This is a genomic window from Longimicrobium sp., from assembly GCF_048594345.1.
Lineage (GTDB): Bacteria > Gemmatimonadota > Gemmatimonadetes > Longimicrobiales > Longimicrobiaceae > Longimicrobium.
The window spans coordinates 1-22491 of sequence record NZ_JBMDXM010000146.1 but is presented as its reverse complement, the minus strand read 5'-3'; the positions used below and the strand labels follow the sequence as shown (position 1 = coordinate 22491).

The 22491-nt window shown below is 70.4% G+C and carries 22 protein-coding genes; 12 read left to right on the top strand and 10 right to left on the bottom strand.

The annotated features are described in order from the left end of the window. Window positions 1–285: 285 nt before the first annotated feature. Window positions 286–648, bottom strand: coding sequence for a YciI family protein (locus tag ACOJUJ_RS15975; RefSeq protein WP_420127892.1), 363 nt, complete (start codon window positions 646–648; stop codon window positions 286–288). Window positions 649–799: 151 nt separating this feature from the next. Beyond that, entirely contained in the window at window positions 800–1768 is a 969-nt protein-coding gene (locus ACOJUJ_RS15970) for a DUF1028 domain-containing protein (protein ID WP_420127891.1), read from the bottom strand. A gap of 248 nt (window positions 1769–2016) precedes the next feature. Between ACOJUJ_RS15970 and ACOJUJ_RS15965 the strand changes: the two genes are divergently transcribed. Both ACOJUJ_RS15965 and dacB read left to right on the top strand, forming a co-directional pair. After that, window positions 2017–2640, top strand: coding sequence for a GNAT family N-acetyltransferase (locus ACOJUJ_RS15965; RefSeq protein ID WP_420127890.1), 624 nt, complete (start codon window positions 2017–2019; stop codon window positions 2638–2640). A 263-nt stretch (window positions 2641–2903) separates the two neighbouring features. Further along, on the top strand, window positions 2904–4436 hold the full coding sequence (gene dacB / locus ACOJUJ_RS15960; protein ID WP_420127889.1) for a D-alanyl-D-alanine carboxypeptidase/D-alanyl-D-alanine endopeptidase: 1533 nt from the start codon (window positions 2904–2906) through the stop codon (window positions 4434–4436). Window positions 4437–4567: 131 nt separating this feature from the next. Here the strand turns inward: dacB and ACOJUJ_RS15955 are convergent, their stop codons facing one another. The 3 genes from ACOJUJ_RS15955 to ACOJUJ_RS15945 all read right to left on the bottom strand — a co-directional run bounded on the left by ACOJUJ_RS15955 (window position 4568) and on the right by ACOJUJ_RS15945 (window position 6944). Beyond that, window positions 4568–5071 carry a hypothetical protein gene (locus tag ACOJUJ_RS15955; protein ID WP_420127888.1) on the bottom strand — a complete coding sequence of 168 codons (504 nt, stop codon included), beginning with the start codon at window positions 5069–5071 and terminating at the stop codon, window positions 4568–4570. 69 nt (window positions 5072–5140) lie between these two features. Further along, window positions 5141–6307, bottom strand: coding sequence for a hypothetical protein (locus ACOJUJ_RS15950; protein WP_420127887.1), 1167 nt, complete (start codon window positions 6305–6307; stop codon window positions 5141–5143). Between the two features lie 508 nt (window positions 6308–6815). Next, window positions 6816–6944 carry a hypothetical protein gene (locus tag ACOJUJ_RS15945; protein WP_420127886.1) on the bottom strand — a complete coding sequence of 43 codons (129 nt, stop codon included), beginning with the start codon at window positions 6942–6944 and terminating at the stop codon, window positions 6816–6818. A 368-nt stretch (window positions 6945–7312) separates the two neighbouring features. On the opposite strand from ACOJUJ_RS15945, the gene ACOJUJ_RS15940 reads away from it, so the two are divergent. From ACOJUJ_RS15940 to ACOJUJ_RS15920, 5 genes are all read left to right on the top strand, one after another. Further along, window positions 7313–7774: a hypothetical protein gene (locus tag ACOJUJ_RS15940; protein WP_420127885.1), complete on the top strand. Its 462-nt coding sequence runs from the start codon at window positions 7313–7315 to the stop codon at window positions 7772–7774. A 39-nt stretch (window positions 7775–7813) separates the two neighbouring features. Next, entirely contained in the window at window positions 7814–8296 is a 483-nt protein-coding gene (locus tag ACOJUJ_RS15935; RefSeq protein WP_420127884.1) for a redoxin domain-containing protein, read from the top strand. A 429-nt stretch (window positions 8297–8725) separates the two neighbouring features. Next, entirely contained in the window at window positions 8726–9748 is a 1023-nt protein-coding gene (gene deoC, locus ACOJUJ_RS15930; RefSeq protein WP_420127883.1) for a deoxyribose-phosphate aldolase, read from the top strand. 225 nt (window positions 9749–9973) lie between these two features. Then, entirely contained in the window at window positions 9974–10255 is a 282-nt protein-coding gene (locus ACOJUJ_RS15925; protein WP_420127882.1) for a hypothetical protein, read from the top strand. Next, on the top strand, window positions 10255–10662 hold the full coding sequence (locus ACOJUJ_RS15920; protein WP_420127881.1) for a type II toxin-antitoxin system VapC family toxin: 408 nt from the start codon (window positions 10255–10257) through the stop codon (window positions 10660–10662). Before ACOJUJ_RS15925 ends, ACOJUJ_RS15920 begins: the two co-directional genes overlap by 1 nt. Window positions 10663–10729: 67 nt before the next feature. Here the strand turns inward: ACOJUJ_RS15920 and ACOJUJ_RS15915 are convergent, their stop codons facing one another. Continuing rightward, complete coding sequence (locus tag ACOJUJ_RS15915; RefSeq protein WP_420127880.1) at window positions 10730–12853, bottom strand: GMC family oxidoreductase N-terminal domain-containing protein; 2124 nt, start codon at window positions 12851–12853, stop codon at window positions 10730–10732. A 256-nt stretch (window positions 12854–13109) separates the two neighbouring features. On the opposite strand from ACOJUJ_RS15915, the gene ACOJUJ_RS15910 reads away from it, so the two are divergent. After that, window positions 13110–13973: a hypothetical protein gene (locus ACOJUJ_RS15910; protein WP_420127879.1), complete on the top strand. Its 864-nt coding sequence runs from the start codon at window positions 13110–13112 to the stop codon at window positions 13971–13973. Window positions 13974–14169: 196 nt separating this feature from the next. Here ACOJUJ_RS15910 and ACOJUJ_RS15905 read toward each other — a convergent pair whose 3' ends face one another. Then, window positions 14170–15900, bottom strand: a complete 1731-nt coding sequence (locus ACOJUJ_RS15905) for a hypothetical protein (protein WP_420127878.1) — start codon at window positions 15898–15900, stop codon at window positions 14170–14172. Window positions 15901–16002: 102 nt separating this feature from the next. Next, window positions 16003–16839 carry an SDR family NAD(P)-dependent oxidoreductase gene (locus ACOJUJ_RS15900; protein ID WP_420127877.1) on the bottom strand — a complete coding sequence of 279 codons (837 nt, stop codon included), beginning with the start codon at window positions 16837–16839 and terminating at the stop codon, window positions 16003–16005. 136 nt (window positions 16840–16975) lie between these two features. Between ACOJUJ_RS15900 and ACOJUJ_RS15895 the strand changes: the two genes are divergently transcribed. Next, window positions 16976–18379, top strand: coding sequence for a PhoX family protein (locus ACOJUJ_RS15895; protein WP_420127876.1), 1404 nt, complete (start codon window positions 16976–16978; stop codon window positions 18377–18379). Between the two features lie 524 nt (window positions 18380–18903). Here ACOJUJ_RS15895 and ACOJUJ_RS15890 read toward each other — a convergent pair. Continuing rightward, on the bottom strand, window positions 18904–19569 hold the full coding sequence (locus tag ACOJUJ_RS15890) for an HD domain-containing protein (RefSeq protein WP_420127875.1): 666 nt from the start codon (window positions 19567–19569) through the stop codon (window positions 18904–18906). 147 nt (window positions 19570–19716) lie between these two features. On the opposite strand from ACOJUJ_RS15890, the gene ACOJUJ_RS15885 reads away from it, so the two are divergent. Next, entirely contained in the window at window positions 19717–19980 is a 264-nt protein-coding gene (locus tag ACOJUJ_RS15885) for a hypothetical protein (protein ID WP_420127874.1), read from the top strand. Then, window positions 19980–20342, top strand: a complete 363-nt coding sequence (locus ACOJUJ_RS15880) for a type II toxin-antitoxin system VapC family toxin (RefSeq protein ID WP_420127873.1) — start codon at window positions 19980–19982, stop codon at window positions 20340–20342. The genes ACOJUJ_RS15885 and ACOJUJ_RS15880 overlap by 1 nt, the downstream gene beginning before the upstream one ends. Here ACOJUJ_RS15880 and ACOJUJ_RS15875 read toward each other — a convergent pair. Beyond that, window positions 20317–21570 carry a sensor histidine kinase gene (locus ACOJUJ_RS15875; protein ID WP_420127872.1) on the bottom strand — a complete coding sequence of 418 codons (1254 nt, stop codon included), beginning with the start codon at window positions 21568–21570 and terminating at the stop codon, window positions 20317–20319. The genes ACOJUJ_RS15880 and ACOJUJ_RS15875 overlap by 26 nt on opposite strands. Window positions 21571–21690: 120 nt before the next feature. On the opposite strand from ACOJUJ_RS15875, the gene ACOJUJ_RS15870 reads away from it, so the two are divergent. Then, the gene (locus ACOJUJ_RS15870; RefSeq protein WP_420127871.1) at window positions 21691–22431 is read left to right on the top strand and encodes a class I SAM-dependent methyltransferase; all 741 of its coding nucleotides are present in this window, start codon (window positions 21691–21693) and stop codon (window positions 22429–22431) included. Window positions 22432–22491 lie beyond the last annotated feature (60 nt).

Sequence of the window (22491 nt, the reverse complement as noted above, 5' to 3'; positions counted from 1 at the left end):
GGCCCCCCTCCCCGGCCCTCCCCCACAAACTCCGTGGCGGTGGGAGGTGCGACGCGCGTTGTCGAAGCGGGATCGACGTCTCCCCTCCACGCGCATAACGAGCGGCGAGTGCCGGGGGAGGGGCACCCTGTCAGATGCAGTCCGAAGCTTGTCGACGAGCTTCGACCTGTCGGCCACCACCCCTCCCCCGAAGTTGGGGGAGGGGTCGCCAGCCGTCGCGAGGAACGAGCGAAAGGCCTGGCGGGGGAGAGAGCCCCCGAGGGTCGCGCCGTCCTACATCCCCTCTTACCTCCCCTCCACCTCCAGCGTCCGGCCCTGGCGCACCTCGATGGTGGCATACGCCGCGCTGGGGATGCGCGCGGCGATCCGCAGCGCCTCGTCCTCATCGCGCACCTCCAGCAGGTAAAAGCCGGCCACCATCTCCTTCGCCTCGGCAAAGGGGCCGTCGGTGATCATCGGCTTTCCGCCCTTCACGCGCACGCACCGGGATGCGGGCGAGGGGTGCAGCGCCTCGGCCTCGATGTAGTGGCCGCTCCGCCGCAGCTCGTCGTTGAAGTCCAGGTGCGCGGCGTTCAGCGCGTTCAGCTCATCGGCGGGGAGCGTCGCCAGCTTCTGCTCGTCCCAGTAGATCAGGCAGAGGTATCGCACGTTGCTTCAGCGTAGGGGTTTGGGTTGGCGCGGAACATCCGCTTTCATTTACACAACGATCGGCCCCGCACAAGATCGACGGCGGGTCGCGAACGTCGAACTCCGTTCACTCCGTTGACTCCGTGTGAGGCCAATCCGTTTCGTTGCGAAATCATGGAGCCGGTCGAGCCGCGGCCACATCCCGCAGGCGCGCGGCCACCTCGGGCGTGAGCGCGGCGCGCACGGGCAGGTTGCTGGCGCGCTGGAACGACTTCAACGCCGTGATTACCTCTTCGTCGAACGCGCAGTATTCGGCCTGGGTGGCGGTGCCGTGGCCGGCGCGCGCCAGCAGGTTGCGCAGCAGGCAGATGTGTGGCCCCGCGGGCGCCGCGATGGCCTGCGAGCCGTTGGGGAGAAAGTGGTCCTCTGGATGAAAGAGCGACATCCACACGCCGTACACCCGCTCCAGCTCCAGGATGGGCTCCACGTGGTCCTCCACGTGAAGATCGGCATAGATGTCGTCGCCGCCGCCGTAACCCGCGCCGCGCTTGACGATCAGCATCCCCGCGCCCTGCCGACCGCGCCGGTCGCCGCCCGCCGCCTGGCCGGCCTTGAGCGACGCCAGCAGCCGCTCGCCGAACGGCCGCCGCGCCGCGGTCGCTTCCTCGTACGCGCGGGCCATCGCCTCCACCACCTCCGGGCCGGCGAGGATGTTGCCCTGCACGCTGTAGCCGGCGCCCGTGCGGTGCCCCGCCCACGCGCTGGTGCTGTCGCCCGTGAACGCGGCGACGCGGCATTCGCGGTCCGCGATGGCGAACTGGCGGTCGGCGATCCCCGGATCGCTCCGCACGAACTCCGCGCGCACCTCCTCGGCCGACCGCCCCGCGCGCAGCAGTTCCAGCCCACGCCGCTTGAACGACACGTTGGCCGCCGCCTGCGTGGCGATGGCCCCCGCGTCCGCCTCCGCCGCGGGGACGATGGAGCCCGCGCCCACCACCCGCGACTGCACCGCCACCCCCCAGAACCCGGTCTCCGGGTCGCACGCCGCGATGCTGAACGTGGAAAGCGGCGGCACGCTCTGCCCGGCGGCCGGCGCGGCGGCCAGGCAAAGGATCAGCGGGGTGAGGATTCGGCTTCGCATGCGTGGTGATCCGCGGGATGTGGATGGATCCGGTTCGTGACCGAAGTCCGCAATCTGCCGCCCGCTCCTTGAATGTCCAGAGCCGCACGGATGATGGGATTGAACCGGATCGGCTTCTCCGCTCCCTGGCAGTTGTCGGGAAGACGCTGAGCGGGAGAGCGCACGGACGGAAACCGATGTCCATCGTAGCGCAATCGATTCTTCCGGCTCATCTTGTCCACTCATCCACGCCAACCGCCTGACGCACGATGAACCTCCATCCGCTGACGCTCGAAGGCCGCCACGTGCGCCTGGCGCCGATGACGCGCGAGCACGTCCCGGCGCTCTGGCAGGCCGCCAGCGACCCGGAGCTGTGGCGCTGGACCGTCTCGCGATTGCGCGATGAAGACGACATGCGGCGGTACGTGGAAGAGGCGCTGGCGGCGCAGGCGCAGGGCACGGCGCTCCCCTTCGTCACCACGGACGCGGCCACGGGGCAGGTGATCGGCAGCACGCGCTTCGCCAACGCGGAGGGGCCGCGGGTGGAGATCGGGTGGACGTGGATCGCGGCGCCCTGGCAGCGCACCGCCGTCAACACCGAGGCCAAGTACCTGATGATGCGCCACGCCTTTGAAGCGCTGGGCCTGCTGCGCGTGGAACTGAAGACGGATGCGCTCAACGCGCGGTCGCGGGCCGCCATCCTGCGTATCGGCGCGCGTGAGGAAGGAATCTTTCGCAAGCACCTGGTCACGGAGACCGGCCGGGTGCGCGACACCGTCTACTTTGCCGTGACCGACGACGAGTGGCCGCGGGTAAAGGCGCGCCTGGAGCAAATGCTCGCCGCGCCGCGCGGCGGAGGGATGGTTGCCGATCTCCGCAACCAGGCCTCCTGAGGGAGGCGCCGCGTCGCATCGTGCTTGTCCGACAACGTTTGGCGCCGACCGAAGGACCTTGCCAGGAGAATCATGAGGCCGGATTTCTGCTGAGTGGCTGGCCCGACGCAGGCGGAAAGAAGGTCCTTCGGTCGCGCGCAATCGGTTGTCTTAGTTACAGTTCGGTGCGTGCGCTCCGTCAGGATGACTGATCTGGAGATCGCGGCCGACGATGCTCGGCGACACCGTTCGACGCGCTCCGCATTCCCCAACGCACGATGACGATGCACATTCGCCGATCCGTCCCCTCGCTGCTGCTGGCGCTCGCCGCCGCGTGCGCCCCCGCGAGCCCCACCGTCGCCCCCGCGCCCGCGCCGCTGCCGGCGAGCATGCCCGCGCCGGCCGCGACGCCGGCCATTGCGGGGGCGCTGGACAGCATCTTCAACGACACGGCGTTCGCCAGCGCGCACTGGGGCGTGCTGGTGCGGTCGCTGGAAAGCGGAGCGACGCTGTATGCGCGCAACGCGGGGCGCATGTTCGTCCCCGCCAGCAACATGAAGATCGTCACCGCGGCCGGCGCGCTGGAGGGGCTGGGGCCGGACTACCGCTACACCACGCGCATCGCCGCGTCGGGCCCGGTGCGCGACGGCGTGCTGCGCGGCGACCTGGTAGTCATCGGCGGCGGCGACCCGACGATTTCGGACCGCTTTCACGGCGAGGTGCGGACGGTGTTTCGCGCCTGGGCCGATTCGCTGCGCGCGCGCGGCGTGCGTCGCATCACCGGCGCCGTCATCGGCAACGACGACGTGTTCGACGACGTGGCGCTGGGGCGCGGCTGGGCCTGGGACGACCTGGAGGATTCGTACAGCGCCGAAGTGGGCGGGCTGATGCTGAACGAGGGGTTCGTCACCGTCCGCATCTCCCCCGCCCCCGGCCAGCGCGCCGCGGCCGTGACGACGCTGCCGGCTTCGGACGAGTGGGTGCCCGTCGTCGGCAACGTGTGGATGGCGGCGGCCGGCACCTCGCCGCAGGTGCGCGTGGGCCGCGCGGATTCGCTGGGCGGCGTGGCCGTCAGCGGCACGCTGCCGCCGGACACCACGGTCGAGGCGGAGGTCGCCGTCCGCAACAACACCCGCTACTTCGCCTCCGTGCTGCGGCAGGCGCTGCTGGAGGCGGGGATCGGCGTGGGCGGGCCCAGCCTGGACGCGGACGACGAGCCCACGCGCGGCCGCCCGGAAGCATCCACCGTGCTGTTCACGCACACCTCGCCGCCCATGCGCGAGATCCTGGCGGCGTTCATGAAGCCCAGCCAGAACCAGATCGGGGAGGTCCTGCTCAAGACGCTGGGGCGCGAGCTGCGGGGGATGGGGTCGGCGGGGGCGGGGATCGCCGTCATCGACAGCATGGCCGTGGCCTGGGGGCTGCCGAGGCGGCTGCTGGCGCAGGCGGACGGCAGCGGCCTCTCGCGCTACAACCTGGTGGCGCCCGAGTTCCTGATCGCGCTGCTGCGGCGCGAGGCGCGCGGCCCGCACTTCGAGGTCTTTTACGCCGCCATGCCCGTCGCGGGACGAGACGGCACGCTGGCCAATCGCATGCGCGGCACCCCGGCGGAGGGCAACGTGCACGCCAAGACGGGAACGCTCAGCGGCGTGCGCTCGCTCTCCGGCTACTTCACCACGGCCGCGGGCGAGCGGATGGTGTTTTCGATGATGGTGAACCACCACACCCTGAGCGCCCGCGACGCCGACCGCGTGGCCGAAGCCGCGCTGATGCGCCTGATCGCGCTCGACCGCCGCACGGGTCCGCCGCGCGACTGAAACGAGGAAGGGTACAGAGGGGCAGACAAAAGCCAGAGGAACAGGGGAAAGCCGGTCTTCCTCTGTTCCTCTGGCTGTTCACTGTTCTTCTGTACCGCGCCGCTGCTTCCTTCGCCCCCGGTACGGATCTTCTACAGCCGGCGCGGATCCCGGTCTCGGGGCACGTCACCGCGTGGAGGCGGCGGGAGCTGCGGGCCGGAGCCGCCGCCGGGGCGCAGGGTACTCGTGTAGATCTCCTCCAGCCGCTGCACCCGGTTGTTCAGCCGGCCCACCAGAATGCGTGTGGCGCGCAGGTCGTGGTTGCTCTCGATCAGCATGAGCCCCATGTCGGCCGCGCCCCACAGCAGGCCCGCGAACACGATCAGGCGGGTGGCCTCTACCAGCAGCTGCGGAATGGCGCTCTGCCCCTGCTGCAGCAGCCCCATCACGATCTCCGCGATCAGCAGCAGAATGAGCAGGATCGCCAGGATCTTGAACATCCGCGCGATGTAGCGAAGCCCCGCGTGCGGCTCCAGGTCTTCGTCGCGCACGTCCATCTGTGGCGGAAGGTGCGCCAGCCGGTCGTCCCCGCGCCCGCCGTCCCGATCATCCCTGCGCTCCACGCGGATCTCCGCGTCACGTCCGTCGTCCGCCACCGTTGGCTCCTGGTTCCGGCGTTCTCATCGTCCCTCCCCATCCCACAAACCCTCGGCGCCCGCCGCAACTCACCAGCGGGCGCGGAACCCACGCGTGTCGATGTGCACCATCCCCTGGTGCCCGCCGGTGGGCGGATAGTAGTGCATTCCCCCCACCATGGCGGGGTACTTCTGCTCCACCCGGTCCACCGCGGCGCCGATGACCCGCGCGTCGGACAGGTTGATGCGCCCGTCGCCGTTCAGGTCGTCCATGATGCCGTTGTTGTCGTTGTCCACGGCAATGTCCATGGCGTCGCCGTACATGTGCCGCGACAGCTTGCCCCGCCCCGCCGTGTTGCCGCCCCCCGCGTTGTACGCCGGCGTGCGAAAGCCGCTGACGGCAAAGATGTTCTCCACCGGGTGCCCCATCAGCTCCAGCTCCTGGATCACCAGCTCCACCTTGTCCAGGATGCGCGGCTGCACCACCACGTACTTGGGCCACACGTTCTCCTGGCCCTTGGTGATGAAGTCCTTGAGCTGGATGTGCTCCGACAGCCAGGTGTCGCGGTTTTGCGGCGTGACCTCGATCATCCCCGCCGGCGGGCGGTAGATGGGGTTGGTGGCGCCGCCCTGCTCGTTGGGCCAGTTGCCGATGCGGTAGTTGCCAATGCGCCCGGCCCGCTTTTGCGAAAGCGGCACCAGCGTGATCACGCTCACGTCCGACGCGGGGCGCACGGCGTCGCGCATCTGCAGCACCACGTTCCAGATGCCGGAGCGCGCCGGCGCGCCGGTGGCGGGCTGCGTGCCCCCCGCGGCGGCGCTGTCCGCCGGCGTCAGCACGATCTGCGCGCCCTTGGGCAGCTGCCCGGCCTGCCCGGGCAGCGACACGCTGTCGCCCGGCTCCACGATGTCCACCTTTACCGCGCCGCTCAGCCCGCCCACCTGCTTTTCAAAGTCGGCCTCGAAGCTCTGGACAAACTGGTCCACCAGGAACGCCGCGTCGGGCGCCGCGTCCACCGCCAGCGGGCTGCGGATAAGCTGGGTGCTGATGCGCGCCACCGGCGGCGCGTTGGCCATCAGGTCCTTACGCGGCGCAAAGCCGATGGTGTAGATCCACCCGACCAGGAACAGCCCCGTGAGCAGCGTGGCCACACGGTTGAATGCGCGTTCCTGCTTTCCCGTAAGCCCCGAGCGTTCCCAGCGGGACGAGGGCTCGCGTACCAGTGGAAATAGAAACGGGTCGTTTGCGTATTCCATAGGCGGGGCTGCTGCTTCATCATCCGTGCCGCCGCACCCCCGCGGCCGGGCGGCTCACGGACGGGGTTGCGTGCCTGGCCGGACGCCTCCCGGCCGCTCGCCGGGCGCCGAACGCAAGGTCCCGGCCAGCTAACCCGTTGCCCGCCCGCGCTTTGATGATGAAGCGCATCCCCCGCTCCCGTGCGCATCCACGGAAACGATTTTCACGCGGAGCCGCGGAGGGAAAAGATGAGCCGCGGAGGTGACACCCACGCTTCACGTCTCCTCTCTCTTGCCTCCGCGCCTCCGCGCCCTCCGTGTCTCCGCGTGATCGCTTTTAGCTCGCCGTCAGGAGAATGGCCGGAGCGAGAGGAACGAATGGTACGAGATGTTGCGGATGTGGAACTTTGTGCGGGCGGCAGGTGGCCGCACGGTGGCGGGAGGGGAGAAACGACTGCGGGGCGCGGACGACCCGAAAGGGACATCCGCGCCCCGCGATCGGAGCGCTCTTCCGCACCCGCTCGGCGGCTTACATGCCGGCCGCGCGAAGCTGGTCCAGGTCCAGACGGGACGTGGCGGGCGAGTGCTGCGGCCGCTTTTCACCTTCCGGCGCGGGCACCTCTTCCTGGCGCTGCCGGGCGACGGTTAGGCTTGCCACAATGGCCGCGATGGCAATGAGACTGACACCCAAAGTGCGAATAAGCCCTCCCATCTGGAGGTTCGTGGCTCGCCGTTCGGAGCGACCCGTGCTCTCGAAGTGGCAGATTCCGTGCCGAACGATCGTTCGTTACCGCGCACGGGCGCGTTGCGTGACCCAAGTGACACACAACCTGCCGTTCCTGCTTGCCGTACGATCCTACAACGCTTGAGACATATGTTTTCGGACAAGGGGGCTTTCCGCACGTTTACGGCGTCCGCCCGTCCGGCGGCCGCCCGCCTGTCCCTGCGGGTGGACATGAAGGCCGGCGGCTTGCCGGGCGCGGCGGCGGCGCGCACATTGGGCGCCCCAACTGGAGGTTTTGAGCGATGAGCGATGCGCAGCGCGTGCGGGACCCCGACGGCCGCTTTACCCTGGTCCCCCCGCCCGGGTGGTCCACCGCGCCCGACGAGGAAGAGGGCGGCCTGGAAGTGTGGCCGGCGGAGGGTGCGGGAACGCTCCACCTGATCTCCTTCGACGCCGGCGACGACGATTTCCCGGATCCGGCCGAGGAGCTCTACGCGTTTCTGGACGATCGCGACGTGGAGCTGGAGGAGGACGAGGTTGCCGACGTTCCCCTGGACGACGGCGCCGAGCTGGCCATCGCCGAGTACGAGGCCGAAGACGAGGACGAGGGCGACGTGATCTACTGGCTGGTGGGCGTGGCCACGGGGCCGGGGGCGCTGGTGTTCGCCACCTACCTGTGCCCCGCCGGCGAGCAGGAGGCCGAAGCGGAGCTGGTGCGCGCCTCGCTGGCCACGCTGCGCCTGACGCCCCAGGCCGGCGGCTGACGGACGATCATCATCCAACGCAATTCACAGGATCTATCCATGCCGCTGCAGCCCGGCGACGCCGCACCCGACGTAACCCTTCCCGCCACCGACAAGACGCAGGTCTCCCTCGCCAGCCTGTGGAGCGAGCAGCCGCTGGTGCTGATGTTCTTTCCGCTGGCGTTCACCAGCACCTGCACCGAGGAGCTGTGCACCGTGCGCGACGACATCGGCGCGTACACGGGGCTCAGCGGGCGCGTGGTGGCGGTGAGCGTGGATTCTCCGTTCGTGCTGGACCGCTTCAAGAAGGAGCTGGGGGCCGACTATCTGTTCCTCTCCGACTTCAACCGCGAAGCCAGCACCGGCTTTGGCGTGCTGCGCGAGGCGCCGGTGGGGCCCGGGCTGCGGAACGCCAGCGACCGCGCCACCTTCGTCATCGGCACGGACGGGCGGGTGAAGTACACGTGGCACAGCACCAACCCCAGCCTGCTCCCCCCGTTCGACGAAATCAAGCAGGCGCTGGGCAACGGGACGAGTGCGTGAGTGTGTGAGTGCGTGAGTGCGTGAGTGCGTGAGTGCGTGAGTGCGTGAGTGCGTGAGTGCGTGAGTGAAGGACAGACCCCGGCCGAAGTCACAACCCCGCGGCGGTGGGCGCAGCCTCCGGCTTATCCGGCCGCGGATGATGCGGATCGATCAGGTGATTCCGGTTGCGGACGCGCAGGTGCATGGGACGCCGCATGCCGCTGGGCCGCCGAGTCCGCGCAGGCGGACTTTGCGATGCATAGCGCGGAGCGGCGGAAGCATTCGCTCCTGCGTGCGAGGCGGCACGTTCCCCATTCGGATTCGCGACGACGATCATCCGCCCCGTAACCGCGGCCCGATCAACGCAGCGGCCGGGTTCGTGCTCCAAATCTATCCCCCTGCGCCACGGCGCGTTACATTATCCGGCTCCACCACAGGGAACGCAGGACGATGGCAACGCTACCGCACAACAAGCTGATCGCCGTGCCCACGGGCGCCGCGACGTTCGACCAGCCGGATCACGACGAGCACCGCAACCCCGGGACGGAGCTGGACCTGGACTGGGTTGAGGCGGTGCGCGTGAACCGCAGCGCCGTAGAGCGCCGCGCGGCCACCCTCCCCGGCCGCCGTACGGTCAAGAAGCAGTGGCAGGCGGCGTGGCTGCTGCGCGCCATCACCCTGATGGACCTGACCACCCTTTCCGGCGACGACACGCCGGGTACCGTGCGCCGCCTGTGCGCCAAGGCCCGCCAGCCCGTGCGGCCGGACCTGCTGGATGCGCTGGGCGCGCGCGACCTGCCCATCCGCACCGCCGCCGTCTGCGTGTACCACACGCTGGTGCCCACCGCCGTCGAGGCGCTACGCGGCTCCGGCATCCCCGTCGCGGCCGTCTCTACCGGCTTTCCCGCGGGCCTTTCGCCCTGGGAGCAGCGCGTGGAGGAGATCCACGCCTCGGTGGAGGCCGGTGCCGACGAGATCGACATCGTCATCACCCGCGCCCACGTGCTCACCGGCAACTGGCAGGCGCTGTACGACGAGGTGCGGGCGTTCCGGCAGGCGTGCGGGCCCGCGCACCTCAAGACCATCCTGGCCACCGGCGAGCTGGCCACGCTGCGCAACGTGGCCAGGGCGTCGCTGGTGTGCATGATGGCGGGCGCGGATTTCATCAAGACCTCCACGGGCAAGGAGGCGGAGAACGCCACGCTGCCGGTGGGGCTTACGATGGTGCGCGCCATCCGCGAGTACCGCGAGCGCACCGGGCACGTCATCGGCTTCAAGCCGGCGGGCGGCATCAAGACCGCCAAGCAGTCGCTGGACTGGCTGATGATGATGAAGGAGGAGCTGGGGACGGACTACCTGCGCCCCAACCTGTTCCGCTTTGGCGCCAGCTCGCTGCTGGGCGACATCGAGCGCCAGCTGGAGCACCACGCCACCGGCCGCTACAGCGCCGCCCACCGCCATCCGATGGCGTAGCGATCCAGGGCGGTGACGAACAAACGAATGCGGCGCGGAGGATGCTGATCCTCCGCGCCGCCTTTGCGTCCTGTGGCGACGCGGCGGCGTCCCGGCGTCTTGCGACGGGCGCGCCTGCATCAAAAGGAGCGATATTCGATACGAAGCGGGTGCGCGGTGACTGATTCCGTACGCACTGGACATCTGGCCTGTTTGCGACTACCTTCAGGGTCAGGAGGTGATGCCATGAGCCGATCGATCGAAGTGTCTGACGAGGATTACGCGCGTTTGGAGGAGGTAGCCGCGGCCGACGGTGTGGCGCCCGCGGAGTGGATCGCGCGGAGCATAGCGGCGTGTACGAAGGAACCGCATCCGTGTTCGAACGGGAAACCGGCGCGATCGATGGCGGACGTGCTGGCGGGGCGCGTGGGTTTGTTCGACAGCGGAGGTGACGGAATGCTCTCAGAGAGACACAGCGAGCTTTTCGGTGACTATCTGGCAGAAAAGCGGAAGGCAGGCCGTCTGTGATGCTGTGTGACACGGGCCCGCTGGTAGCGATCGTCGACCGGCGGGACATCCATCATGAGGCCTGTCTCGCCGCACTGGAGTTCATTCCCCAGGGCAGCCTGATCACCACCTGGCCCTGCCTGGCTGAAGCGATGCATCTGGCCTGGAGAGCCGGCGGAGTGGCCGCGCAGGAAACGCTCTGGGGTTTTGTAGCGGACGAGTCCATCAAGCTCGATACGCCGGACCCGGGGGAATGGCGGCAGATGCGAGAACTGATGCGCCAGTATGGGGATGCGCCGATGGACCTTGCGGATGCTTCCCTGGTCACCGCGGCCGAGCGGCTGGGAACCAACCGCGTCTTTACCACCGATCGGCACTTCCATGCGTATCGGCTGGAGGGGCGAAGGGCCTTCAAGGTCGTACCTTGAGGAACCTCGCAACGAAGCGAAGCCCCGCCAATCGGCGGGGCTTCTTCCATTCCAGAGGCACGGTCGATCAGCTGTTCGCCGCCACGCTGGCCATTGCACCCGCGCTGCCGGCACGGGAGGCGGAGTGGCGGGCGGCGATGCGCTCGGAGACGAGGGTGGCCAGGGCCATGATGGTTTCCTGCGGGTTCACGCCGGGGGCGGTGGGGACCAGCGAGCCGTCGGCCACGTAGACGCCGGGGACGCCGTGGCGCTCGCCGTCGGGGGTGCAGCCGCTGGTGGCGGGATCGGTACCGATGCGGCAGGTGCCGTTGACGTGGGCGGAAAGCACGCCCAGCTGGTTGGGGCCGGCCGGCCGCCGCGCCATGGCGCCCAGCTCCGCCGGCGAGCGCATGCGGACGGCGTGGGTGTGCAGCGTGGAAACCTCCGTGGCGCCCGAGGCGAACAGGATGCGCGCGGCGGCATCCATCCCCCGCAGCAACCTCGACCGGTCGGTGGCACCCAGCCGGTAGCGCAGCCGCACGCGCCCGTTGCGATCGACGGTAACGCTGCCGCTGGAGCGCGCCCGGTCCGCCCCGTCGCGCACCAGGACGATCATCGACGCCAGGTGGGGGAGCGACTCCATGACCTCGCGGTGCACCACGCCAAAGCCGGGGATGACGGCGGCGCTCAGCGAGGGGTAGAACGGCGGGGATTCGATCCAGAAGCCGTAGCCGTCGCTGCCGCGCATGAACTCGTCGCATACGGCGGAGAGCGGGATGCCCGCGGCGCCGTACATCTCCCGGTCGTAACGCCCAAAGACGGAGGTGGTGGGGTGCAGGCGCAGGAAGCTGCCCACCCCGCCGCCGCCCATTCCCGACCGCTGCAGCAGGGTGGGCGTGCCCACAGCGCCGCCCGCCAGGACGACGACGGGCGCCTCTACGGTCAGCCGGCCCCGCGCGGCGCCGGTGTCGCGGTCCAGGATGCTGGCGTGCACCCGCTTGAGCGGCGCGCCGCCGCCGCGCTCCGCCAGTTCGATGCGGTCGGCGCGCACGTCCGCGAACAGGCGCGCGCCGGCGGCCAGCGCGGCGGGCACGTACACGTCCGCGGCGGCGCGACGGGCGCCGTAGCGGCACCCCAGGCCGCAGAAGCCGGAGCGGACGCAGCCGTGCGCGTTGATCTTCACCGCCTGTGCGCTCCATCCCAGCGCGCGGGCGCCCTCCAGCAGCAGGCGGTTGGGAGGCGAGTGCGCGTCGTCGGGCACCGCGCGGGTGTGCGTCTCGTCCTCGATGCGGTCGAACACCGGCGCCAGGTCCGCGGGGCGCATCCCCACCGTGCCGTGCGCGGCGGCCCACTCGTCCAGCACCCAGTCGGGCGTGCGCAGCATCACCAGCCAGTTGACCGTGGTGCCGCCGCCCACGGCGCGCCCCTGCAGCAGCGGGTGCGCCAAGTCGTCGGTGGCGCGCGCGCCCGCGTCGGCGTACAGGCGCGAGGTGAGATCGGCCTCGCGCTCGGTGAACTGGGCGTGCCGCCAGAACGCGCCCTCCTCCAGCAGCACTACCTCGTGCCCCGCCTCGGCCAGGCGCGCGGCGGCCACGGCCCCGCCCGCGCCGCTGCCGATCACGCAGACGTCCGCCCGCACGCGGGTGTCCCCGCGCAGCCGCGCGCCCTCGATGATGCTGCTGAGGGTGGGATCGCCCGAAAGCAGGTCCAACTGGGGGCGGATGGAGATGACGCGCGCCGTCCGTCCGCCCTCCGTCCGCGCGACGGGCTCCGCGTCGGACGAGGCGCCTGGGAGCGGGCCCTCCCACGCCACCTCCGGCGTCCGCGTGTGCAGCGGTCCGCGGTAGCCGATGGCGGGGTGCGTGGATGGATCGGCGTAGTGGGTGGAGAGGATCAGCCGGCGCAGCGCCTGGAACGCGGTGCGAAAGAGGGGGACGCGGCTGGTTTCCCATCCACGCAGCCACGCCTCCTGCCGACTGGCGGAAAGGTCGGCGAAGGGGCGGGGGCGCCAGGCGTTCAGCAGGCCGGCGGCGGGCGTGCCCATCATCCACAGCAGACCGGCCGCGTCTTTAGCCTGGTTGGGATCCAGGGTGCCCAGGCGCACCTCCACGGCGCGCGCCAGGCGCACGGCGGCCGGGTCCGGCTCGTCGGGCAGGGGCACCATGCGCCTGCACAGCGCGATGAGCGTGGCAAGCTGCCGCGGCGTAAGCATCAGTCCGGGAGTTTTTGGATCGGCGCGACAGGGCGGGAGGGGACGATGAAGGTTGCGCGTGCTGCACCCGTTTGTCAACGCTTCCGCGCCCGCGGCGGACAGATCGGCAAACAGGAAGGTTCAGATGCCCAAACGTCATTCTGGTAACGAGATGCAGTCTTATGGAGCGGCCCGCATCTTGCCCGGCCATGCGCTCCCGCCCACCGGCACGGGCGGAACCTGAAGGCGGTGGAACCCGGGTGAGAGGGAGCGGACGATGAACTACGGACGGGACTACGGGAACCGGAACTTTCTTGAGCGGGCCGCGCACACGGTGCGCGGCTGGATGGGCCGGCGCCCCGGCGATGACGACCGGTACTACGACGACGAGTACCGCGGCGCGCCGATGAACCGCGGCTGGAGCGGCGACAGCGGCTACCGTGAGGTGGGCGACGTGAGCGGCGGCTATGGCGGCGGCTTTGATCGGGGCTATGGCGCCGCCAACTGGCGTGGCTACAACCAGGACTGGAACCGTGGCGGCATGGAAGGCCGCGCGTTGGGCGGCGGGGCCGCGTGGGGCCGCGGCGGGGGCGACGAGTACCGCACCGGCGGCTACAACCCCAGCCACGGCAGCTGGGACGTGGACTGGGACGACGACCGCTCCGGGGGCTACGACCGCGGGATGAACCGCGGCATGGGCGGCGGCTACAGCGCCCGTGGCTACGGGTACGGCGGCGGGGACGATCGCGAGCACTACATGGGCCGCGACTTTCAGACCAACCATCCGCACTTTGGCCACCACTGGCAGGCCGGCCACCACGACGACGCCATGGTGGATCCCAACCGCGGCGGCACCCGGGACCGCATGGGCGGCGGGATGATGGGCCGCGGCGCCGACCGCAACACCGAACGCTACGGCGGCTACGACCGCGGGATGCGCGGCGGCGCCGACCGCAACTACGGCGGCGCGGGAATGCTGGGCGGTGACGCCGACGTGGGCGACGTGTCCGGCGGGATGATTGGGAACTACGGCGCCTACGGAAACTACGGCATCGAGCGGTTCCGCAGCGGCAGCGGCGGCGGCGTGCCGACCGGCCAGTACTTCCGCGGCTACGGCGTGGGCTCCGGCTACCGTCCGTAAGCGGGACGGCGGCTTCACGGCGACGAGCGGGCCCGGGTGACCGGGCCCGCTCTTTTGGTTGGGCGGGTGGATTTGGGCGGATGAAAGATGAGCGGATGAATCCGCTGCTGGGAAAGCGATAAGCCCCGTATCGCCTCGCTTGCGCTCGCCGAAACGGGGCTTCAACGGCTCGCGACAGCCATCTACCGTCGCTTCGTCACTCCTCCGGCTCGTCGAACAGGCCCAGCACGCCGGGGATCGGTGCGCGCGGCTTGCGCGGGCGCGGCGCGGATACACGCGCCTCGGTCAGGAACTCGACCTCCGCGCCTTCCGCATCCAGCGACTTGTACGACACGCGTCCGGTGCGCTTCAGGCTCGTGAGCGCGGAACGGACCTGCTCCGGCGTCAGGCCGGCGTCCACGCCGCTCGCCAGCAGATCCGCGGCAGGCACCCGCGCACCGATGTGCCGCGCGTGCAGATCGTCCGCGAAGGCGCCGAGGTCAGGGCCACGCGGCTCCGGCTCCGGTTGCGGCGCGAGGGCGAAGAGATCCAGGGCCGCGGCCGGTTCGTCGGTCGCAACCGGAGTAACCGCCGGCTTTCGAGACGCGTCGGGCGCGGGCGTCTTCGAACGCGGCTTCGTGGCGCGAGCGGCGGGATCGGCCGCAGGCTCCGCGACCGGCTCCGGCGCCTCGGCGATGAACTGGGCGTCGGGCGGCTCGGCGGTAGACGTCTCAGCCGGCTCCGGCTCGGCGGGGGAAGCGGAATCAGCCGGCTCCATGGCAGGTTCCTGTACCCGCGCGGAAGCTTCTTCCGGCGCGACAGGCGGCTCCGGGACCAACCCGGTTTCGGTGGTCCGTACCTCGGTAGCGCCTGCGTCCGCCCGGGTGCCGGTGACCGGCTCGGGCTCCGCGATCGGCCGAGCGTCGGCGACGGCGGGCTCGGCGGGTGGCTCCGCGCTCGCCTCGGGCGCCGGGGTGGCGGGCGGTGCGGCGGCGGGCTCGGTGGCCGGCTGAGCTCCTGGTTTGGCGGAGCGGGCAGGTTTGCGCCTGGATGCGGGCTTCTGCTTCGTGCCGGCGTCGGCGAGGGCGGCGTCGAGTTCGGGCAGATGCTCGGCGGCGGGGGTGGAGAGGAGAAGGTCGACGGACTCGGTTGTTCCACCGACGCGCAGGGCGTACGCGACGCGGTCGCCGCCGGCGGGGGCGAGCAGCGCCTGCATCCGCGTGATGGCGGTGGCGAGGGCGGCTTCGGGGCCGCGGGAGCGCTGGGCTTCGCGCCAGGCGATCAGCCAGCCGTGCCGCGCATCGCCCAGAAAGCCGGAGCAGCCTTCCACCACGCGGCGCAGGTGCGGCGGCAGATCGGCCATGGGCCCGGTAAAGCGCGCCTGCTTCTCGAAGTCCTCGCGGGGAAAGCGCAGCAGCACGTCCGCGCCGCCCAGGTCCATCACCGGCTCCAGCGCACTCCACGGCAGGGTGCGCGCGGCGAGCGGCGCCAGGCACACCAGCGCGGGCTCGTCGCCGATCTGCTGCGCCAGGTGGTGGGCGTGGGATGCGAACGGGGCTTCGACCAGCAGGATCTCGCCGGGCCCGGCGCTGGCGGGATCGGAGCTGGCGCGGACGCGTTCGCCGGCGCCGGCGTCATCCAGCAGCTCGCCCAGGCGGGCCAGGAGGCCGGGATCTTCTTCGATCAGGACGATGCGCGCGCGGGCGCCGGCATCGTCCAGCGCCTGCGTGGCGAGGACGGCGGCGGGCTGAATGGTGGTACCGCGGAGGGCAGCGCGCTGCAGGTCCGCGCCCGCGAATCCATCGACGAACCAGACGGGCGGCGGATCGGGACGATCGTCATCATCCCCCAACGCGGGACGCGCGAAACCCGACGCCCAGCGTCCGGCGTAGCGGGCGGCGGTGGCGCAGGCGCGTGCTTCGGCGTCGGAGGCGGGGGCAGCAGTCACGTCGATGGCCAATGAGGAGCGGAACCAGCACGTAGATTACGCCCGCACAAATCCCGAAGCAAGCTCCCGTCTGTTACAACGTGGTTCGGAAGAGGATCCACGTCAGCTCGCGGGGCGCAGGCCGGTCATCCGTTCGCTGATCTCCAACAGACGCCGGGCGGCATCGTCGTCCAGCGCGGCGCGAGAGAGGCGGGACGGCCGCTCATCCTGAAAGTACTCGCCCGTGACGGTCGCCACATCCGGCGACGAGGCCAGGTAGACGGCGGTGCGGGCGCCCTGCTCGGGGGTGCGCATCCAGCGCTTGAACAGGCGCAGCGGGGCCCATCCGCCGAACAGGATCTCCGTGGCCACCACGCCCGGGTGCAGCGTGTTGGCGGTGAGTGCCTGGGGCGGATTGCGCCGCGCCAGCTCGCGGGTAAAGAGCACGTTGTACAGCTTGGTGTTGGCGTACTGGCGCAGGCCGTTGTACCCCCCGCGCATCCCCAGATCGTCCCAGCGCGGCGCGGCAAAGTGGTGCGCGCCGGAGCTCAGCGTCACCACGCGCGCCGGAGCGGCGGCCCGCAGCGGGTCCAGCAGCAGGCTGGTCAGCAGAAAGGGCGCGAGGTGGTTCACGGCCAGCTGCATCTCGATGCCGTCCGCCGTCTCTTCCCGCCGGCGGGTGTACAGGCCGGCGTTGTTGACCAGCACGTGCACGGCGGGCCAGCGCCGCAGGATCTCCGCCGCGGCGGCACGCACCTGCGCCTGCACGGACAGGTCCGCCAGCACGATGCCCACGCCCTCGTGCCCCACGGCGCGGACGATGTCGGCGCGGCTGCGTTCCGCCTTTTCACGGCTGCGCGCGACCAGCACCACGGTCGCGCCGCGCCGGGCCAGCTCGGTCGCCGCCGCCTGCCCGATCCCCGCCGTGGCGCCCGTGACCACGCAGACGCGGCCCTGCATCGACCCCTCGATCCCCTCCCCCACGCATCCTCCCGGTCCGTTTGCGACAGTCGTGTTACGCGGCAAGGCTGGCCGCGGGGGGCGCGGTGGCGTAAATCATCATCCACCGATCCACCTCTCTACCTCTGGATGCAGTATGACGCACGATCTCGACCGCCGCACCTTTCTTCGCAACGCCGCCGTCCTGGGCGGCGGCGCGCTGCTCGCGCCCGCGCTGCAGGGGCTGTCCGCCTGCTCGCGCGTGAGTGGGCCCGTGCCGCGTGCGCTGGGCTACGGCCCGCTGATCCCCAGCACGCACGTGCCGGAGCTGTGGATTCCGGAAGGATTCACCGCGCGCAAGCTCAGCACCACACGTGCGCCGTCGCTGGTCGATCCGCGGCTGACGGTGCAGTACGGGATGGACGGGATGGCCGCATTCCGCGCGGGGGACGACACGGTGCGGCTGGTGCGCAACCACGAGATCCGCGACCCCGCGGCCAGCGCGCGGCTGCTGGGGCCCGGTGAGCGCGCGTACGACCGCAAGGCGGGCGGCGGGACGATGACGCTGGAGGTGCGGCAGGGGCGCGACGGATCGGTGGATCTGGTGCGCGAGTTCACCAGCCTGAGCGGTACGCACACCAACTGCGCGGGCGGCCCCACGCCCTGGGGCTCATGGATTACCTGCGAGGAGACGACGGTGGGGCCCGCGACGGGATACGAACGGGCGCACGGCTACTGCTTCGAGGTGTCCGCCTCCGCCGACGCCGAGGTGGAGCCGGTGCCGCTGAAGGCGATGGGCCGATTTGTCCACGAGGCGATGGCGGTGGATCCGCGCACCGGCTACGCGTACCTGACGGAGGACATGACGTACGACCCCGCCGTGGCGGCGGGAAAGGGCGCCGGATTCTACCGCTTTATTCCCGCGCGGCGCGGCAACTTCGCGGCGGGCGGGCGGCTGCAGATGCTGGCGGTGCGCGGGCGGCCCAACTACGTGACGGTGAATGGGCAGACGGTGGGCGCTTCGGTGGACGTGGGCTGGGTGAACATCGCCGACCCCGATCCCGCCACGGCGGAGGCGAACGTCTCGGCGGTGTTCCAGCAGGGGTGGGCGCAGGGCGCGGCGGTGTTCCAGCGGCTGGAGGGGTGCTGGTACGGCGAGGGGAACGTGTACTTCAACGCCACCAGCGGCGGCAACGTGGGCGCCGGGCAGGTGTGGTGCTACCGGCAGACCAGCGACGACGGAGGCGTGCTGACGCTGATCTTTGAATCACCGTCGCGCGAGGTGCTGGACAGCCCCGACAACCTGTGCATGAGCCCGCGCGGCGGCCTGGTGATCTGCGAAGACAGCCAGGGTGAGCAGTTTCTGCGCGGGCTTACGACGGACGGCCGTATCTTCGACCTCATCCGCACGGCTGGTCCTTCGTCTGAGACGGCGGGGTGCTGCTTCAGCCCCAACGGCAGGACGCTGTTCTTCAACATCCAGGGCGGCACCAGCGCCACCACCACCATGACCGGCGGCACGTACGCCATCTGGGGCCCGTGGGAAAAGGGCGTGCTGTGAGCTGAATCGCTGCGATCGGGGAGGGGATTCCGGGTCGATCGCGCTGAACCTCCCGGATCGGATCTGATAATGACGCCAGTCATCCTGAGAGAGCGCCAACGGAAAACCTGGATTCACGCCATCGTTTGGGCGCGACCGAAGGACCTTCTCTCTCGTTCCGAGGGGCGTATTTCACGCATGAAATCCAGCCCCTCGGTTCTTCTGGCAAGGTCCTTCGATCGGCGCCAAAGTCCATTGTGCCAGATAGTTGCGAGCGGCGCCTCCCTCAGGATAACTGATTGCGGTGGGACAGCAATATCTTCCAGGAGGGCGCCGCGCTGGACATTCGCGTGCTACGAAGCCGGTGCGCCGACCGAAGGATTTTGGCGGCTCGCCGGAACACGCGAGGGGCCGGCTCCAGTGCACGGGAGCCGGCCCCTTCGTGATTCGACCGAGATCCTTCGGTCGCGCGCAAGCGGTTGTGATGGTTCAGGTTGCACATGGCGCTCCCGCAGGAAGCCAACGCTCTTGTCCCCGCTCAGCGCCTACGCCGGTTCGTCGGCGCCATCCCACTCGCGGTGAAAGCGGTCCAGGAACTCCTGCATGAACCGGTGGCGGTCTTCCGCGATGCGGCGGGCCGCCTGCGTGTTCATCCGGTCGCGCAGCAGGAGCAGCTTTTCGTGAAAGTGGTTGATGGTGGGCCCGGCGCTGGCATTGTAGCGGTCGAAGCTGTCGTGCATCTCGGGCGCGGCTTCGGGGTCGTGCATGGGGCGGCCGCGGCTGCCGCCGTACGCGAACGTCCGCGCGATGCCAATGGCGCCGATGGCGTCCAGGCGGTCGGCATCCTGCACCACGGCGCCCTCGGGCGTGGCCATGGGCGTCGGCACGCCCGCGCCTTTGTACGAGAGCGCGGCGATGATGGCGCAGACGTGATCGGTCGTCGCCGCGTCGGCGCCGGCTTCCGTGAGCCAGGCGCGGGCGGCGCGGGGGCCGGCGGTCTCGTCGCCGTCGTGGAACTTGTGGTCGGCCACGTCGTGCAACAGTGCGGCAAGCTCCGTCACGTACGGGTCCGCGCCCTCGTCGCGGGCCAGGCGCAGCGCCATGCGCCGCACGCGGTCCACGTGCCACCAGTCGTGCCCCGTCCCCTCGCCATGCATCCGCTCGCGCACGAACGCCTCCGTCCGCCGCAGGATCTCGTCCCGATCCTTCATCCAATCTCCTCCTGTGATGTGGATCGACGAATCTGCGCGAGATTGGAAGTGTGGGGAAGTAGGGAAGATGCAGCGACGGGATGCGGTACCGGCAGACAATCGGCCGGAAAGAAACTATATTGAAATCATCTTCTGCAAGGAGAAGGAATGATTGCGCAAACGTATAGGGCGGTACTCCGCGGCGACGAAGTAGCTTGGATCGATCCTCCCCCGCAACTCGAAGGCGAAACCGAGGTGCAGATCACGGTTCTGCCTCCCGAATCGGAAGACGCACGACGTGCGCGGGGCCTGCGGGCGGCCGCTGCACTCGAGCGCCTGGCGAACGCCGGAGCATTCGACGACATCGAAGACGCGGCCGCGTGGCAGCGTGAGATTCGTCAGGATCGGCCGCTGCCTGGTCGGGAAGAGTGATGCTTCTCGACACCAACATTATCATCTACGCAGCGCAGAACGCGCACCCGGAGTTGCGTCCGTTCATTGCCGAACATACACCTTACGCCTCCGTGATCAGCTACATCGAGGCGCTCGGTTTCTCGCGCCTTCCCCCGGTCGAGCGAAGCGATCTGGAAGCGTTCTTCGACGAAACGAGAATGCTTCCGCTCTCGCAATCAGTTATGGAAGAAGCCGTCCGGCTGAAGCAGATTCGGAAGATGAGCCTGGGTGACAGTGTAGTCGCGGCCACCGCGCTGGTGCACGGCCTTACCCTAGTCACGCGGAACATCGCCGATTTTCGCTGGATCCCTGGCCTCAAGCTCGAGAACCCTCTGACGTAGCGCCGGAGAGGGCGGGTTCCAGGGCGGGTGCGCTGGCGGGGAGGGCGACGCCGAACTCGGCGCCGCCTTCGGGACGGTTGCGGGCCCAGACGCGGCCGCCGTGCGCCTGCACCGTCTGCCGCACCAGCGCCAGACCCAGCCCCGTGCCGCGCGCCTTGGTGGTGAAGTCGGGCTCCCACACGCGCTCCACGTTTTCCGGGGCGATCCCGGGCCCGTCATCCAGCACGCGCACCTCCACCTCGCCCTCCGCCTCGGAAAGCTCTACCCACACGGCGCCGCGCCCCGCCTGCGACACGACCTCCCCCGCGTTCAGCAGCAGGTTGGCAAAGGCGCGGGAAAGCGCGTCGTGGTGGCCCGTCACCAGCGGCAGCGCCTCGGGCGCGCGCAGGTCGCAGACCACGTGCGGGGGAAGGTGCGTGCGCAGCAGGTAGTCCATCATCTCGCGCACGTCCACTTCGCTGCGCGGCCCGTCGGGCATGCGCCCCAGCTGCGCAAAGGTGCGCGCCAGCTCCTCCAGCCGCGCCGATTCCGCCTGCAGCACCTCCAGCGCCTCGCGCGCGTCCTCCCGGTCCGGCACCGAGCGATGCAGCGTGCTGAGCGCGAACCGCATGGGCGTGAGCGGGTTCTTCAGCTCGTGCGCCACGCGACGCGCCATCCCCACCCAGGTGCGCGCGCGCTCCGCCTCCAGCTCCACCTGGTGCGCATGGGCAAGCTCCGCCTCCATCCGCCGGAACGCGCGGCGCAGCACCGCAAACTCGTCCGCGGCGGCCAGACCGTCGTTTTCGGGGAGCGGCTCGCGGCGTCCCACCATCCGCGCCCAGCCGGCCATCTCCTCCACCGGGTGCGAAAGCCGCCGCCCCATCCGCTGGGACGCGCGCAGCGCCAGCACCGCCAGCACCCCGCCCACCAGCAGCCCCGCCAGCGGGATGAGCGCCACGGAGCGGTTGAGCAGGTATTCCCAGCGGCGCGCGTTGGTGATGGACGCTTCCAGCTCGTCGCGGTGGCGCGCGGCGGCCCGGGCCAGCGCCGGGTCGCCGGACTGCTCGGCGCGGCGGATGAGCTCGCCGCCGCTGGCGCCCGCGCGCTCCCACGCGCCTTCGGCCTGCGACAGGCGCACGGCCTGCGATACGGCGTACGCGCCCAGCCCCACCAGCACGAGCGAGGGGAGCACGGCAAACATCAGCAGCGCGCGGCGGAGCCGGCGTTCAAAGGGACGGCGCCAGGCCATCACACCCCCCTTGGGTTGACCGGAACGGGCGCGCGACGGAGCTTGTTCGCGCGCGAAGGGGGCAAGGTAGGCGCGCGCCCGGGCCTGCGGCAAGAAACGCGTGGTGATCAGAGGGGGTGGATGACGAGCCTGGAAGCCGGGCTGCGGGCGCGCTTCGACGTGCGCGAGGAGCGGTTTGAGCACGCGGGGTGGGCGGTGGACATGATCCTTCCCCGCGCCGCGGACGAACTGATCGACGAAAAAGACTTCGCGGGCGACGAGCGGCTGCCGTACTGGGCGGAGCTGTGGCCGTCGGCGCGGGCGCTCGCGCGGCACCTGCTGGACGAGGGACGTGCGAACGTGCGGGAGTGCGACCGTGCGAAAGCGGGGGATGGCTGGTCGGGCATTCGCGTGCTGGAGCTGGGGTCCGGGGTTGCGCTGCCGTCGCTTGCGCTGGCCGGGCGGGGCGCGGACGTGCTGGCGACGGACTGGTATGAGGATGCCCTCCTCTTCGCCCGCGCCAACGCCGAGCGCAACGGCCTGCCGCCGCTGCGCACCGAACCGCTGGACTGGCGGCAGCCGCGCGGCGGATGGGGATACGACCTGGTCATCGCCGCCGACGTGCTGTACGAGCAGCGCAACGGCCCTGTTCTCGCCGCGCTCCTTCCCCGCGTGACCGCGCCCGGCGGCACCGTGCTCATCGCCGACCCCGGCCGCGTGTACGCCGGCGACTTCTTTCGGCTGATGCGCGACAGCGGCTGGTTCGTGGAGCAGGCCGCTGTCCTGGCCGAGCCCTCCGCCCCCGGCGCCGAAAGCCGGGTCCGCATCCACCGTCTGCGCCGCGACGACGGCGGCATCCCGGTGATGCCGGAGGTCCGCTGAGGGCAGGGATTCGGACGCTTCGGATGGGCCGGAGCAGGCCCCCTCCGGGCCGGCACCACC

What these genes read in the sequence shown, in the direction of transcription:
- ACOJUJ_RS15890 (WP_420127875.1), bottom strand. Translation starts at nt 19,569, where the DNA reads ATGAAGGATCGGGACGAGATCCTGCGGCGGACGGAGGCGTTCGTGCGC.
- ACOJUJ_RS15940 (WP_420127885.1), top strand. Translation starts at nt 7,313, where the DNA reads ATGAGCGATGCGCAGCGCGTGCGGGACCCCGACGGCCGCTTTACCCTG.
- ACOJUJ_RS15910 (WP_420127879.1), top strand. Translation starts at nt 13,110, where the DNA reads ATGAACTACGGACGGGACTACGGGAACCGGAACTTTCTTGAGCGGGCC.
- ACOJUJ_RS15900 (WP_420127877.1), bottom strand. Translation starts at nt 16,839, where the DNA reads ATGCAGGGCCGCGTCTGCGTGGTCACGGGCGCCACGGCGGGGATCGGG.
- deoC (WP_420127883.1), top strand. Translation starts at nt 8,726, where the DNA reads ATGGCAACGCTACCGCACAACAAGCTGATCGCCGTGCCCACGGGCGCC.
- ACOJUJ_RS15970 (WP_420127891.1), bottom strand. Translation starts at nt 1,768, where the DNA reads ATGCGAAGCCGAATCCTCACCCCGCTGATCCTTTGCCTGGCCGCCGCG.
- ACOJUJ_RS15895 (WP_420127876.1), top strand. Translation starts at nt 16,976, where the DNA reads ATGACGCACGATCTCGACCGCCGCACCTTTCTTCGCAACGCCGCCGTC.
- ACOJUJ_RS15925 (WP_420127882.1), top strand. Translation starts at nt 9,974, where the DNA reads ATGAGCCGATCGATCGAAGTGTCTGACGAGGATTACGCGCGTTTGGAG.
- ACOJUJ_RS15870 (WP_420127871.1), top strand. Translation starts at nt 21,691, where the DNA reads ATGACGAGCCTGGAAGCCGGGCTGCGGGCGCGCTTCGACGTGCGCGAG.
- dacB (WP_420127889.1), top strand. Translation starts at nt 2,904, where the DNA reads ATGCACATTCGCCGATCCGTCCCCTCGCTGCTGCTGGCGCTCGCCGCC.
- ACOJUJ_RS15885 (WP_420127874.1), top strand. Translation starts at nt 19,717, where the DNA reads ATGATTGCGCAAACGTATAGGGCGGTACTCCGCGGCGACGAAGTAGCT.
- ACOJUJ_RS15875 (WP_420127872.1), bottom strand. Translation starts at nt 21,570, where the DNA reads ATGGCCTGGCGCCGTCCCTTTGAACGCCGGCTCCGCCGCGCGCTGCTG.
- ACOJUJ_RS15880 (WP_420127873.1), top strand. Translation starts at nt 19,980, where the DNA reads ATGCTTCTCGACACCAACATTATCATCTACGCAGCGCAGAACGCGCAC.
- ACOJUJ_RS15920 (WP_420127881.1), top strand. Translation starts at nt 10,255, where the DNA reads ATGCTGTGTGACACGGGCCCGCTGGTAGCGATCGTCGACCGGCGGGAC.
- ACOJUJ_RS15915 (WP_420127880.1), bottom strand. Translation starts at nt 12,853, where the DNA reads ATGCTTACGCCGCGGCAGCTTGCCACGCTCATCGCGCTGTGCAGGCGC.
- ACOJUJ_RS15935 (WP_420127884.1), top strand. Translation starts at nt 7,814, where the DNA reads ATGCCGCTGCAGCCCGGCGACGCCGCACCCGACGTAACCCTTCCCGCC.
- ACOJUJ_RS15950 (WP_420127887.1), bottom strand. Translation starts at nt 6,307, where the DNA reads ATGGAATACGCAAACGACCCGTTTCTATTTCCACTGGTACGCGAGCCC.
- ACOJUJ_RS15965 (WP_420127890.1), top strand. Translation starts at nt 2,017, where the DNA reads ATGAACCTCCATCCGCTGACGCTCGAAGGCCGCCACGTGCGCCTGGCG.